11 protein-coding genes are annotated in these 13,580 nt (G+C 73.4%); 3 read left to right on the top strand and 8 right to left on the bottom strand.

All coding sequences use genetic code 11. The annotated features are described in order from the left end of the window. Positions 1-25: 25 nt before the first annotated feature. Positions 26-1,048, top strand: a complete 1,023-nt coding sequence (locus AB0F98_RS14410) for an LLM class flavin-dependent oxidoreductase (protein WP_357734169.1) — start codon at positions 26-28, stop codon at positions 1,046-1,048. Positions 1,049-1,637: 589 nt separating this feature from the next. Here AB0F98_RS14410 and AB0F98_RS14405 read toward each other — a convergent pair. The 4 genes from AB0F98_RS14405 to AB0F98_RS14390 form a co-directional block, all read right to left on the bottom strand. Next, entirely contained in the window at positions 1,638-2,102 is a 465-nt protein-coding gene (locus AB0F98_RS14405) for an Rrf2 family transcriptional regulator (protein ID WP_357734166.1), read from the bottom strand. A gap of 105 nt (positions 2,103-2,207) precedes the next feature. After that, positions 2,208-3,092, bottom strand: coding sequence for an acyl-CoA thioesterase II (locus AB0F98_RS14400; RefSeq protein WP_357734163.1), 885 nt, complete (start codon positions 3,090-3,092; stop codon positions 2,208-2,210). Then, complete coding sequence (gene pyk / locus AB0F98_RS14395; protein WP_076467765.1) at positions 3,089-4,537, bottom strand: pyruvate kinase; 1,449 nt, start codon at positions 4,535-4,537, stop codon at positions 3,089-3,091. The genes AB0F98_RS14400 and pyk overlap by 4 nt, the downstream gene beginning before the upstream one ends. Before the next feature lie 239 nt (positions 4,538-4,776). Beyond that, positions 4,777-5,202, bottom strand: coding sequence for a YciI family protein (locus AB0F98_RS14390; RefSeq protein WP_357734159.1), 426 nt, complete (start codon positions 5,200-5,202; stop codon positions 4,777-4,779). A gap of 207 nt (positions 5,203-5,409) precedes the next feature. On the opposite strand from AB0F98_RS14390, the gene AB0F98_RS14385 reads away from it, so the two are divergent. Next, a complete protein-coding gene (locus AB0F98_RS14385; RefSeq protein WP_357734156.1) occupies positions 5,410-6,282 on the top strand; it encodes an aldo/keto reductase in 873 nt (290 codons plus the stop codon). Positions 6,283-6,450: 168 nt separating this feature from the next. Here AB0F98_RS14385 and AB0F98_RS14380 read toward each other — a convergent pair whose 3' ends face one another. Beyond that, on the bottom strand, positions 6,451-7,032 hold the full coding sequence (locus AB0F98_RS14380) for a TetR/AcrR family transcriptional regulator (protein WP_357734153.1): 582 nt from the start codon (positions 7,030-7,032) through the stop codon (positions 6,451-6,453). Positions 7,033-7,379: 347 nt separating this feature from the next. Between AB0F98_RS14380 and AB0F98_RS14375 the strand changes: the two genes are divergently transcribed. Continuing rightward, positions 7,380-8,834: an MFS transporter gene (locus tag AB0F98_RS14375; RefSeq protein ID WP_357734150.1), complete on the top strand. Its 1,455-nt coding sequence runs from the start codon at positions 7,380-7,382 to the stop codon at positions 8,832-8,834. A 99-nt stretch (positions 8,835-8,933) separates the two neighbouring features. Here AB0F98_RS14375 and AB0F98_RS14370 read toward each other — a convergent pair whose 3' ends face one another. The 3 genes from AB0F98_RS14370 to AB0F98_RS14360 form a co-directional block, all read right to left on the bottom strand. Beyond that, a complete protein-coding gene (locus AB0F98_RS14370; RefSeq protein WP_357734146.1) occupies positions 8,934-9,749 on the bottom strand; it encodes a hypothetical protein in 816 nt (271 codons plus the stop codon). Between the two features lie 3 nt (positions 9,750-9,752). Further along, positions 9,753-12,296, bottom strand: a complete 2,544-nt coding sequence (locus AB0F98_RS14365) for a cell division protein FtsK (protein ID WP_357734143.1) — start codon at positions 12,294-12,296, stop codon at positions 9,753-9,755. A 264-nt stretch (positions 12,297-12,560) separates the two neighbouring features. Then, positions 12,561-13,361 (bottom strand): SGNH/GDSL hydrolase family protein, encoded by an 801-nt coding sequence (locus AB0F98_RS14360; RefSeq protein WP_357734140.1) that lies wholly within the window; start codon positions 13,359-13,361, stop codon positions 12,561-12,563. Positions 13,362-13,580 lie beyond the last annotated feature (219 nt).

The raw sequence follows: 13,580 nt of genomic DNA, 5'->3' as shown, positions 1-13,580 counted from the left end.
GGGAACAAATCCGACCCGTCCCGGGTTGGCCAGGCGTGTGATCGACGTACCGCTCTCCGTCCTCGAAGTTGCCCCCGTCGCGGCCGGCGCCAACGCCGGTGAGGCCCTGCGACACACCACCGAGCTGGCTCGGCGTACCGAGGAGCTGGGCTACCACCGGTTCTGGGTGGCCGAGCACCACAACATGCCGGCGATCGCCAGTTCCGCGCCCGCGGTGCTGATCGCGCATCTGGCCGCGTCGACCTCGTCCATCCGGGTCGGTTCGGGCGGTGTGATGCTGCCCAACCATCCGGCGTTGGTGGTGGCCGAGCAGTTCGGCACGCTCGAAGCGCTGCATCCGGGTCGGATCGATCTGGGTATCGGCCGCGCCCCGGGCACCGACCAGGTCACCGCACTGGCGCTGCGCCGGACCATGGAGGGGCTGTCGGCCGAGGGGTTCCCCCGCGAGCTGACCGATCTGATGAACTACTTCAGCGGGGAGGAGTCCGGACCGATCATCGCCTCGCCCGGTCTGGGCCAGCAGCCGGCGGTCTGGCTGCTCGGGTCGAGCGGTTTCAGCGCCCAGCTGGCCGGTCTGCTCGGGCTGCCGTTCTCCTTCGCGCATCACTTCAGCGCGCAGAACACTCTGCCCGCCCTGGCGCTGTACCGGCAGCACTTCCGGCCCTCGCGTTTCCTCGACAAGCCGTACGCCATGGTGGCGGTGAACGTGTTCTGCGCGGAGACCGACGAGCGGGCGCACTGGCTGGCGGGGCCGGCGGGGCTTTCCTTCCTTCGGCTGCGTTCCGGCCGACCGCAACCGTTGGCCACCCCGGAGGAGGCGGCGGCGTACCCGTACACCGAGGTCGAGCAGGAGTTCATGGCGCAGCGTCTGGAGGGTCAGGCGGTCGGTTCGCCGGAGACCGTACGCCGGCAGCTGACCCACCTGTTGGAGCGCACCGGCGCGGACGAACTGATGCTCACCACGATGGTGTACGACATCGAGGACCGGATCCGCTCGTTCGAGCTGGTTGCCGAGCAGGTCGCCGGCGGCCTGCGGAGGGATGCCTGAAACACGATCTTCACGCTTGCGTCACCCCCGCGACCCGGACGACGCCTAGTTTTGTCTCCGGTGGTGGTACGGCATTCCCGGTCGGGACGGGTCGGGAATGCCGCGGTGTGGCGCACCGGGCCGTAGCTGTGCGGATTCCGCGGCTACGGCCCGGTGCCTTCCGCGGCAGCGGCCCGGTGCCTTCCGCGGCAGCGGCCCGGTGCCTTCCGTGGCGGTTCGGGCCGTCGCTGGCCGTGACGTGACGTGACTTTCCTGCTTGGCGGCCGATTTCCTCACTGCAGCCTTTGCTCTGCACCCTGATACGCACCAGTCACTCCACGTCACCAACGCCCGTCGCCCGGGGTAGCTCTCGCCCCGCTCCGCCGCAGGTCAGCCGGGTGGTGCCTCGGTGGGTGCAGAGCAAACCGCCGAGGGTGAGGTCGGCCGGGCCAGCCGCGCGAGCACGTTCCGTCACCGACACGCAGCGTGACGCCGGCGGCGAAACCGGCAGCGCGAACCGTGGGACCGCAGCGCACTCCTCGAGTGCGGCACCCGGATGTGACAGCTGACAGGTGCGCGACAGCAGGAGGCGCCGGCGGCAGGCGTGGGATCAGGTCCAGGCGCGGGGATCGGCGGCCAACTCGGTGACCCGCGGGGGCAGCGTGCCACCGGCAACGTCGGCAACGGTCACCAGTTCCAGGATCTCCCGCTCACTGGCCCGCAACGCGATCCAGACCTCCTGCAGGGCGCGGGCCGCGCCGTGGTAGCCGAGTTCTTCCGGGCGTTGGCCGCGCACGTGCGCGAGTGGGCCGTCGATCAACCGGATCACCTCGGCCAGCGAGATCTCGTCCGCGGGCCGGGCCAGCCAGTAGCCGCCCTCGGGGCCGCGCTGGGCCTGCACGACGCCGCCCCGGCGCAGTTGCAGCAGGATGCTCTCCAGGAACTTCGGCGGGATCTCCTGGGCCCGGGCGATCTGGTCGGCGGTGACGGGCCGTCCCCGCCCCGGCCCGTTGGCCGTCGCCGCGAGCTCGGCGGTCGCGCGGAGGGCGTAGTCGACCCGAGCGGAGAGACGCATGCCGCAAAGGGTATCGGGCTGGTCAGCCGCCCGGCCCGCCGCCCTCGGCCGATCGGGCAGGTCACAGTGGCCCTGCCCGGACCGCCCCCGGGCGGCAACCCCCGGTCAGGCGCCGACGCGGCGCAGCAGACCCTCCTGCACGGCGCTGGCGATCTGACGGCCGTCTGTGGTGAACATCCGCCCGGTGGCCAGCCCCCGGGCGCCGGACGCGGACGGGCTCCAGCAGTCGTAGAGGAACCACTCGTCGGCCCGGAACGGCCGGTGGAACCAGAGGGCGTGATCGAGGCTGGCGCCGACCACACCGCCCGGCCCCCACACCTCGCCGTGCACCGAGAGCACCGAGTCGAGCAGGGTCAGGTCGGAGGCGTACGTGAGCGCGCAGGCGTGCAGCAGCGGGTCGTCCGGCAGCTTGCCGTCGATGCGCATCCACACCCGCTGGTGCGGGTTGGCCGGCCGGTCGCCGGGGCGTACCCAGCCGGGCTCGCCGACGTAGCGGACGTCGATCGGGCGCGGGATCTGGGACCAGATGCCGAGCCGCTCGGGGTAGCGGGCGAGCCGGTCGGTCATGGTCGGCACCTCGTCCGGCGCCGGCACGTCGAGTGGTGCCGGCGCCTGGTGGTCCAACCCCTCCTCCGTCCGCTGGAACGAGGCCGACATGAAGAAGATCGGCTTCTCGTGCTGGACGGCCACCGAGCGGCGAACCGAGAAGGAACGCCCGTCGCGGACGTTCTCCACCTGGTACTCGATCGGCTCGGCCGGGTCTCCGGGACGGACGAAGTAGCCGTGCAGCGAGTGCACGGCCCGCTCCGGATCCACGGTGCGGCCGGCGGCCACCAGCGCCTGGCCGGCGACCTGCCCGCCGTACACCCGCTGCGGCCCGACGGGCGGGCTCATCCCCTTGAAGGTCATGGCGGCGGTCTGCTCGAGGTCGAGGACCTCGAGCAGTTGGTCGACCGCGGCCTGGCCGACCACGACCTTCGGGTCGGTCACTGCAAGGCCCGCGCCGAGGCCGCGTCGACCAAGGAACCGAGCTGGTGTACGCGCAGCGTGTTGGTCGAACCGGGGGTGCCGGGCGGGCTGCCCGCCACGATCACCACGTAGTCGCCGGGGTTGGCCCGGTTGAGGCCGAGCAGCGCCTCGTCGACCTGGCGGAACATGTCGTCGGTGTGCTGGACGAACGGCATGAGGAACGTCTCGACGCCCCAGGCGAGGGCGAGCTGGTTGCGTACCTCCGGCACCGGGGTGAAGGCCAGCAGCGGCAGGTCGCAGTGCAACCGGCTGAGCCGGCGCACCGTGTCTCCGGTCTGGGAGAAGGCGACCAGCGCCTTGGCGCCGATGGCCCGGGCGATGGAGGAGGCGGCGATGGTGAGCGCGCCGCCGTGGGTACGCGGGTCGTGCTGGAGCCGCGGCACGGCGAACGAGCCGCACTCCGTCGTCGTCACGATCTTGGCCATGGTGCTGACGGTGAGCACCGGATACTTTCCGACGCTGGTCTCACCGGAGAGCATCACCGCGTCCGCGCCGTCGAGCACCGCGTTGGCCACGTCCGAGGCCTCGGCCCGGGTCGGGCGGGAATTCTCGATCATCGAGTCGAGCATCTGGGTCGCCACGATGACCGGCTTGGCGTTCTCCCGGCAGAGCTGCACCGCGCGCTTCTGCACCAGCGGGACCTGGTCCAGCGGCATCTCGACGCCGAGGTCGCCGCGGGCGACCATGACCCCGTCGAAGGCCAGCACGATGGCCTCCAGGTGGTCCACCGCCTCCGGCTTCTCGACCTTGGCCAGCACCGGCCGCTGCACCCCGACCTCGTTCATGATGGTGTGCACGCGCTTGATGTCGTCGGGCGAGCGGACGAACGACAGGGCGATCATGTCGACCCCGAGGCCGAGAGCGAACCGGAGGTCCTCCTCGTCCTTCTCCGACAGCGCCGGGACGCTGACCGCCACGTTGGGCAGCGAGACGCCCTTGTTGTTGGAGACCGGGCCGCCCTCGGTGACCAGGCAGCGGATGTCGTTGCCCTGCACGTCGGTGACCTCGACGGCGACGCGGCCGTCGTCGATCAGCAGCCGGTCGCCGGGCTTCACCTCCTGCGGCAGCTTCTTGTAGGTGCAGGAGACCCGGTCCTTGGTGCCGAGGATGTCGTCGCTGGTGATCACCACGGAGTCACCGGTGCGCCACTCGTACGGGCCGTCCGCGAACCGTCCCAGGCGGATCTTGGGCCCTTGGAGGTCGGCCAGGATGGCCACCGGGTGACCGGCCGAGTCGGCCGCCTCCCGGACCAGCCGGTAGACCGCCTCGTGATCGGCGTGGCTGCCGTGGCTGAAGTTGAGTCTCGCCACGTTCATCCCGGCCTCTACGAGCCCCCGGATGCGTTCCGGGGAAGAGGTGGCGGGGCCGAGAGTGCAGACGATCTTCGCGCGGCGTGTCACGCCCATCAGGCTAGTCTCTCCTCCGGGTCGGGCTGGTGGCCGACCCCCTCGCGGGCTGCGGACCGATCCTCCACCGTCGCGCGGCGCGCGTCAGACGGCGGGTGGAACCGCATCAGGGAACGTTATGGCTGGCGGGCAACGGCGACCGCGCGCCGGAATCGTACGCCCCCTGTCCGGACCGGCTACCAGGTCCTCCCGCACCCCGCCGCGTTCGCCTCCGCGGCGAGTGCCTGGCGCGGCCGGTGTCAGCTCTCCGTCTTGGCCAGCGGGAACTCCAGCGAGCCGGCCGGGCAGAGGAAGGTCATCACGTCCACCCGGTAGAGCCCCGCCTGCACGGCGGGGTCGGCCTCCATGACGCTGCGTATGTCCTCCACCGAGCCGGTGCGGGCCAGCCCGAACCCGATCGGCGGGTCCGGGCTGTGTGCGCGTCCGTCGACCGAACCGGAGACCAGGACGATGCCGCGCCGCTGCAGCGCCTGCATGTGCTCGGCGTGCTCGGCCTGCAGCCGCTGGATCGTCTGGGTCGACAACGCCCGCCCGGCCCGGCCGGGGTAGAGCACGATGCACTCGTAGGTGTCGAGCGCGAAGTCGACCTGCGGCACACCCGCCATCGCAGCCCCTCCCGCCGTGGCGTCGCCGGCCGACCCGACCCGGGTCGACACGACCGGCACGGGCTCAGCGTCGCACGGGTGGTGGCGGCGTGGCCGACGCTCGGCCAATCCGGCCGGGGCCGCCTCGTTCCTCCCGAGCCGTCAGGCCTGCCCTGGGCGCATGGCGCCTGCCCGGTGGCGCATCCCGTCCGGACGGACGTTCGCCGCGAGGACGCCCACGGCGGCGGCTAGATTGGCGTACGAAGCGTGACGCGACAAGGGGAACACATGGCAGACAACGCCCATAAGCGGCCCGCGAAGGCCGCCGGCACCTACCGGATCGGTGGCGACCTCCAGGTCGATCGCCTCGGCTACGGGGCGATGCAGCTCACCGGACCGGGCGTCTGGGGCGATCCGAAGGACCCGGACGAGGCGGTCCGGGTGCTGCGCCGAGCCGTCGAGCTCGGTGTGACGTTCATCGACACCGCCGACTCCTACGGACCGTTCGTCTCGGAGCTGCTGATCCGCGAGGCGCTGCACCCGTACGCCGACGACCTGGTCATCGCGACCAAGGCCGGCTTCACCCGGGCCGGGCCCGGCGACTGGCGTCCGCTCGCCCGGCCGGAGTACCTGCGCCAGCAGTGCGAGCTGAGCCTGCGCCACCTCGGCCTGGACTGCATCCCGCTCTACCAGCTGCACCGGATCGACCCGACGGTGCCGCTGGCCGATCAGCTCGGCGAGCTGGCGCTGCTCAAGCAGGAGGGGAAGATCCGGCACATCGGTCTCTCCGAGGTGACCGTCGAGCAGGTCGAGGCGGCCCGCGAGATCACGCCGATCGTGTCGGTGCAGAACCTGTACAACCTGGCCGACCGCCACTTCGAGGACGTGCTGGAGTACTGCGAGCGCAACGATCTCGCGTTCATCCCCTGGTTCCCGATCGCGACGGGCAACCTCGCCCGCCCCGGTGGGCCGCTGGACGCCATCGCCGCCGAGCACGGCGCGACGCCCGCGCAGCTCGCGCTCGCCTGGCTGTTGCGCCGGTCGCCGGTGATGCTTCCGATCCCGGGTACGTCCTCCGTCGCGCACTTGGACGAGAACGTCGCGGCGGCCGAGGTGAAGCTCACCGACGCCGAGTTCGAGGCGCTGGCCAAGGCCACCTGACCGGACGGTCACGACGACCCGGACCGGCCGGTCGTCCGAAGCCCGCCTCGGCGGCGCTCCGTACGACCGGCCGGTACTCCGGCCCGGAGAGACGATCTGAGACCCGTCGGACGCTTCGGTCGGCCAACCGACATGAGCGGTCGGCCGGTCGGGTCCGGCGAGGTCGCGTCAGGCGAGCGTGGGCGGGTAGCGCAGCCCGTCCAGGGCGATCGCCAGCACCCGGTCCCGCTGGCCCGGCTCGGGGAACTGGAACGCGACGATTCCGCTGATCAGCCGGAGTACGTCGTCGAAGGTGGCGTCCGGGCGGACCACGCCGGCCTCCTGGGCGCGCCGCATCATGGGCTGGCCGGCGGCGTAGATCTCGGCGCGGCACCGGCGGAAGACCTCGGAGTCGTGCGCCAGTTCCTCGGCGAGCGCCCGCTTCGTGGCCGCGTACGCGACGAACCGGTTCAGCCAGGCGACGAGCGCGTCCCACGGGGGCAGGTGCGCCATGTCCGCCGCGGAGCGGCTGAGCGCCTGGACCTCGTCGACGTAGACCGCCTCGAACAGTTCGCGACGGCTCGGGAAGTTCCGGTAGAGGGTGCCGATGCCGACCCCGGCCCGCCGGGCGATCTCCTCCAGTGACGCGTTCACGCCAGCCTCGGCAAAGGCCTCCCGGGCTGCGGCGACCAACGCGTCGTAGTTGCGCTGGGCGTCGGCGCGCTTGGGACGCCGCGCGAGGTATTCCCCCAGCTCACCAGTGCCGGCCATGGCGCACGTCACCCTCCCTCGGTTGCAACCGGAGGCACCCCTCCGCTAAGTTGGTGGAGGCACCCCTCCGGAACTGACCGGAGCCGCGCCTCCGGAAAGCGTACTCCGGATGATCCCGCCGGTTCCGTCCAAGACCGGCGACCAGACCCGCACCGAGGAGCTGCGCCATCCGGTTCGACACCGGCCGCGCCCACCCGCACCACCAGATCGGCCCGCCCTCGCCCGCGCCCACCGCCGCCCGACCGACGCGCGTGGTCGCGGCGGCCCACCCGACCCGGGAGCGGCCGCGCGGCTGGGCACCGCGACCACAGCACCTGCCCTTCGAACCCACATCGGAGTTTCCCTTCGTGACCGAGACCATCCAACGCGGCTCGCGTCGGCTGACCTTCCTGGTCCTCGCGGCCGGCGCCGGCTTCTTCGCGATGCTCCAATCGCTGATCACCCCGGTGCTACCCACCATCCAGCACGATCTGCACACCTCCCAGAACACCGTGACCTGGGTGCTGACCGCCTATCTGCTCTCCGCGTCGATCTTCACACCGATCCTCGGCCGGGTCGGCGACATGGTCGGCAAGGGACGGATGCTCGTCGTCGCCCTCGCCGCGCTCGCGTTGGGCTGCCTCCTGGCGGCCATCGCGCCGAGCATCGGCGTGCTGATCATCGCCCGCGTCGTGCAGGGCATCGGCGGCGCGGTCTTCCCGCTCTCGTTCGGCATCATCCGCGACGAGTTCCCCGCCGCGCGGGTGAGCTCGTCCGTCGCGACGATCTCGGCGATCATCGCCGCGGGCGGCGGCCTCGGCGTCGTCCTGGCCGGTCCGATCGTCTCCGTCCTCGGCTACCGCTGGCTGTTCTGGATCCCGATGGTCGTCGTGGCCCTCACCGCGCTCGCGGCGCACCGGTTCGTGCCGGAGTCGCCGGTCCGCTCGCCCGGCCGGATCAACTGGGCGGGCACCCTGCTGCTCTCCGGCTGGCTGGTGGCGCTGCTGCTGCCGGTCAGCAAGGGCTCGACCTGGGGCTGGACGTCCCTTTCCGTACTCGGCCTGCTGGCGCTCGCCGTCGTACTGCTGATCGGTTGGCTGGTGTCCGAAGCACGCTCCGCGAACCCACTCATCGACATGCGGATGATGCGCCTGCCCGGCGTGTGGACGACCAACCTGGTCGCGCTGCTCTACGGCGGGTCGATGTTCGCCGTCTACGCCTTCGTACCGCAGTTCGTGCAGACCCCGACCAGCGCCGGCTACGGCTTCGGCGCGAGCGTGACCCAGGCCGGGCTGCTCATGCTGCCGATGCTGGTCGGCATGTTCGTCGCCGGAATCGCCGCCGGCCGGCTGGAAGCCCGGTTCAGCGCCAAGGCTCAGCTGGCCACCGGCGCGGTCTTCAACGTGGCCGCGTCGGCCATGCTGGCCGTCGCCCATGACACCCGCCTGGAGATCGGTGTGGCCGGTGGTCTCGTCGGCATCGGCATCGGGCTGGCGTTCGCCTCCATGGCCAACCTGATCGTGGCCAACGTGTCACCCAGCCAGACCGGCGTGGCCACCGGAATGAACGCGAACATCCGCACCATCGGTGGCGCGATCGGCGCGGCCGTGGTGAGCAGCGTGATCACCGCTCACCCGCAGGCGAGCGGCCTGCCCCGGGAAGCCGGCTTCACCACGGGCTTCCTGCTGCTCACCGCCATCGCCCTGGCCGCCGCGGTGGCCGCCCTGATCGTCCCCTCGGGACGGCGCGCGATGGGCCGTCGCCGGCCCGCCCGGCCCACCACTTCCGAGGTGTCCGGCGGGCTCGCGGCCGCGGGTCGCTGACCCGCCACCAGACCGACCCGGCCGCAGGGAAGAGATGGCCTTCGCCGCAGCGCGAGGTCACCCCTTCCCTGCGGCCGCCGCGTCGCGGTCCACCGGCGCTCAGGGCAGGACGCGGAGCAGGAAGAGGTAGCCGCAGTAGACCAGCGGCACCAGCAGGAAGCAGACCGCCACGCCCAGCGCCGGATGACGGGCGGACGCACTCTCCGCCAGCGGTGCCCTCCCCCACCGGCCCAGCGCCAGCCAACCGGAGATCAACGCCACGGCGGGCAGCCCGGCGCACATCCAGGCGTAGAGCGTGCCGGCACCGAGCACCCCGACACCCGCAGCGAACACCATCACGAACCCGAGCACCACGGCCGCCCCCGCCGAGGCCAGGTACACGGCGGCCGCCCGGGCCACCGGCGACCAGGCCGGCAGCAGCAGCGGCCGCCGGGCCAGCAGCTCCGCCTGGTGGCCGTGCCGGTCCGCCTCGTCGGCGTAGCGCCGGGCCAGCTCCAGCTCCACCGCCGGGTCGACCGCCGCGGCACGCGGCGCGGGAACCCCGGGCGCGCTCGCCGTCGACCCCGCCGGCCCCTGGGCGTACGCTCCGACACCCGGCCGCGTCGGCGCGGCGGCTCCGCCGCCGGTCGACCCCGTCCCGGGGCTCGGGGCTGCGGCGGCCGGCGGGCCGCCGGCCGCCGCGGGCGACTGCTCGGACGCGGAGTGGACCTCGGTCGGCGCGGAGACCGTGAGCGGCTCCCCGATCGCACGGCCCAGCCGGTCGAGACGTGTCCCCTGACCGGTCAGCCGGCGGTCGAGGAAGTCGGCGGCGGCGTGCAGGTCACGGCGGTGCTCGGCGGTTGTGACGCCCCGGTCGCCGGCCCGCCGCCGCTCGGCGAGCTGCCGGGCCAGGTCCGCGTACTCCTCGAAGGTCATCGTTCAGTCCTCACCGGCGAGGTCGTGCGCGGACCGGGCGAACGGCACGATCAGGCGGACCCGTCGGTCGTGCCGGTCCACCAGCAGCGCCCGGTCGGGTCGGGGCGTGTACGCGACGTCCCGCAGCCCGAGGTGCCGCCCCACCTCGTCGCCGGGAACATCCAGCACGACCAGGCAGGCGACCCCGTCGCCGTCGTGGGCGTCGCCGATGTCGTCGGCGAGCCGATGCGCGCCGCGCCACCAGCCGAGCAGGTGCACCCCTCGGCCCGGGCCGTGGCGGAGCACGGCACGTAGATCGTCGCGGCCACGGCGAGTGGTCCCCGGGTACGCCGGGTCGAGCACCGTCGAGGCGCCGTCCATGCCGAACGCGACGAGGAACGTGCGGCCCGCCGGGGCCGGCGCGGCCGGATCGGCCAGCGTCACGAGCCGTTCCCGCAGGCCGGTCGCGTCGAGCTGGTCGACCAGGTGGCCGGCGGCGCTCAGCGCGGCGGCGGTCTCGCCGGCCACCGGGTCGGCGCCGGCCACCAGCGGCGCGATCAGGAACCGGCACTCCCCCGGCAGGTGCTGGCGGGCCAGGCTCAGCGTCGCGGCGCGGAGCAGGTCCGCGCCGGCCATCGAGGCGCCCACCACGCCCAGATGCCGGCCGGGCGTGGTGTCCATGATGAACAGCGCGCTGCTGACGTGCACGTCGACGGTCCGGCCGACCAGGGCCAGCGGGCGGCGGCCACCCGGGCGCAACCCCGAGTAGGTGGCGTCCTCCTCGACCCGGGCGTTCTCGTACCCCCGGAAGACCGCTGGTGGGCGTGCCCCGGCCGGTCGGGCCTGCCACAGCTCGCGCCGCAGCCGGGTGAGCGCATCGGCGGCGGCGGGGAAACGGACGACGGTGTCGGCGCCGGCCACGCCCGCGGCGACGTTGACCACGGCCGCGCCCGCCGGGAGCCCTTCTGCTGCCTGGTTGTGCGGGTCGAGCACCCCACCGGCGCCGGAGAGCGCGACCCGGCCGACGAGCGCCTTGCCGGTTGCCCCGAGCGCCTCGACGCCAGTGGCGCCGCGGCCGGCCAGCATCAGGTGCACGCCGCACGAGCCGCCCTTGCGCACCAGTTCGGCCAGCAGGGTCACCGACTCGCGGGCCGGTCCGTCGTCGCCGGCGAGCAGGACGTCGAACGCGTCGATCACCGCCACGATCCGCGGCAGCGGGGGGTCGGTGGGCAGGTCGGCGAAGCGGGTGACGCCGTGCCGCTTCAACGCGGTGGCGCGGCGGCGGAGTTCCCGGCGCAGCTCGCGCAGCACGGACACGGCGTACTCGCGGTCCGACTCGATGCCGATCGCCCGGGCGTGCGGCAGCCAGGACCGGTCGTGCCCGGTCGGTCCGAACTCGGCGAAGCTCACCCCGTCGGGAAGACCGAGCAGGTAGAGCTGGAGCTGGGCGGGGGCGTAGCGGGCGGCCATCCCGTGCAGCGCGACGGCCAGGAAGGACACGGTGGCGGGGACGTCGCCACCGCCGACCAGCCAGTGCGGTGTGGTGTCGTCGAAGGAGACGGTCACCGGGGTCCGTCCACTGCGGCCCACGACGGTACGCAGGCCGACGCCGGCGGGCTCCGTCCACCGCCGGTCGGGGAGCAGTTCGGTGAACCGCCGCGCGTCGCCGCATCGGGCGGCCGCGGCGAGCTGCTCGGCGAGCGCCCGCACCGAGGCGGCCGACGGATCGCCGTCGAGCCGCACCGGGGCGGCCAGCCCGCCGCCGTCGTCGCTGAACGGGGTGCCGGGTGGGTCGCCCACGTACGCGTACCGCTCGGTCATCCGCACGACGGTGGTGGAAGCCAGCGACGGCGGCGGCTCGCCGGATGACCGGGGTGGGTGGCCGGCGGCCAGGACGCAGACCGCGCCCTGCGCACCGGCCTGGGTGAGCGCGGCGAGGCGGGCCAGTTCCCCTGGTGCCGGGCCGGCGGCCAGCACCACCAGCAGCAGCCCGCCGCCGGGGGCGCGCCGTGCGGTGCGCACGTGCCGCTCGGCGGCGTCGAACAGGGCGGTGACCTCGGCGTCGGTAGTGGCCGGCGGGGCGAGCACGCCGACGTCGACCAGCGGACGCAGCGGCCCGAACGTGGCAGTGGACGCGGCGGTGTCGATGCCGACGACCCGCACCTCGCCGGGCGGGGCGGCGGCCAGCAGCCGCAGCACCAGCGACCGCAGCAGCCCGGCCACCCGGGGGTCGTGGGCGTCGGTGTCGATGGCCAGGTGGCGGCCGCCTCCGAGCGGGACCAGCGCCGGGAACGCACCCTCCGGGGTGGACGCCTCGCCGAGCCGGATCGCGACCGCCGTGTCGGTGGGCGTGGCCGCCGCGGGTTCCGGGGCGGCGAGCGCGGCGCCGACCTCGTTGAGCCGGCCGACCAGTTCGCCGACGCCAGCCGGGGCGGCCGGTGCGGGCACGGCCCGCAGTGCGTCGCGGGCGGCGTCGAGGTGCCCGCGCGCCGCGCGGTGCGCCGCGACCGCCTGCCGGTACGCCGGCGCGAGCCTGCCCACTGTCCGCCCTCCCAGGTCACGGGCCATCCGCGAGGACCATAACGGACGGTGGTGAAACCGTGACGGCACCGCGCGGCACGCGTCGTGATGACCGGTGCCCGTCCGGGGCCGCCGGCTGTCGTCGCAGGTCGAGCCCTGTCGGGGGAACCCCGGGGCGGGCGAGGCGGGGTCCGGACGGCGAGCCGACAGGGCGGGGATCGGTCCGGATTCCGGTGTTGGTTCCGGACCGATCCCCAAGGCCGCCGGCGGCCGGTTGGGGTCCGCAGCCGCCGCGGCGGTCCCGGCGGCGTCTCAGCCGGTGACCGAGTTCAAGGCGGCCAGGTAGCCGTGGCGGTAGCCGTCGGCATCCGGGTGGTACGCCTCGATGACGCCGCTGATGTCGTTGATCCACGGGTCGGCGGCGCAGACCCCGTGGCCGGCGAACTGCGCCCGGATGTCGACGAAGATGGCGCCGGCCGCGGCGGCCCGGTCGGCGGTGACCGTGGCGAGCAGGTCGGCGGCCCCGTTGAGGATGGTTCGCTTGTAGACGCTCATCGCGAGCCATCCGCACGGGTTCAGCTCGAACAGCCGTGGGTAGCCGAGCACGATCAGCTGGGCGTTGGGAGCACGGTCGCGGATGGCCGCGTACGTGGCGTCGAGCCGGCCGGGTAGCGTGCCGGTGGCGAACGCGCTGGCCTCGTTCACCGCGTTCGTGCAGGTAGAGGTGCTGCCGAATCGGCAACTGGTGATGACGTCGACGAAGCCGGCGTCGTTGCCGCCGATGGTGATGGTGACCATGGTGGTGCTCGCGCTGAGCGCGTCGACCTGGTCGTCGATGACGTCGGCGGTGACCGCGCCGCCGCAGGCGGGGAACGCGAAGCTGTCCGCGCCGTGCGCCGCCGCCCAGAGCGGGGCGTACGACTTCTGGCTGCGCAGGCAGGTCGACCACTCGTACGGGCCGGCACCCACGCCGGAGGAGTACGAGTCGCCGAGCGCGACGTAGTTGACGGCTGCGGCCTGTGCCGTGCCGGGCACCACGAGCACCGCGGCGAGGGCGGTGGTGACGAGGGTGGCCAGCGCGGCGAGGGCGCGCGCCAGCGGGCGGTGGGACATGACGGACCTCCACGGGACAGGGGTGGTGGGATCCGTGACCGCGCGCGTGGCCAGGGGTGGACCGGTTGTTACCAAGCAGTAATGCTATCGAAATACTTCGATGAGGGGAACAGGTTCGGACCCGGCGGCGACCGGCCGGAGTCGACGAACGTCGCCGGCCACGGTGCCGCCCCCCGCGTCGTCCGGGCCACCGACGTCGGACGATTACCGGGTCGCGCT

Origin of the sequence: Micromonospora sp. NPDC023737, from assembly GCF_040639715.1 — a bacterium.
Lineage (GTDB): Bacteria > Actinomycetota > Actinomycetes > Mycobacteriales > Micromonosporaceae > Micromonospora.
This window is presented reverse-complemented; position numbering and strand designations above follow the sequence as displayed.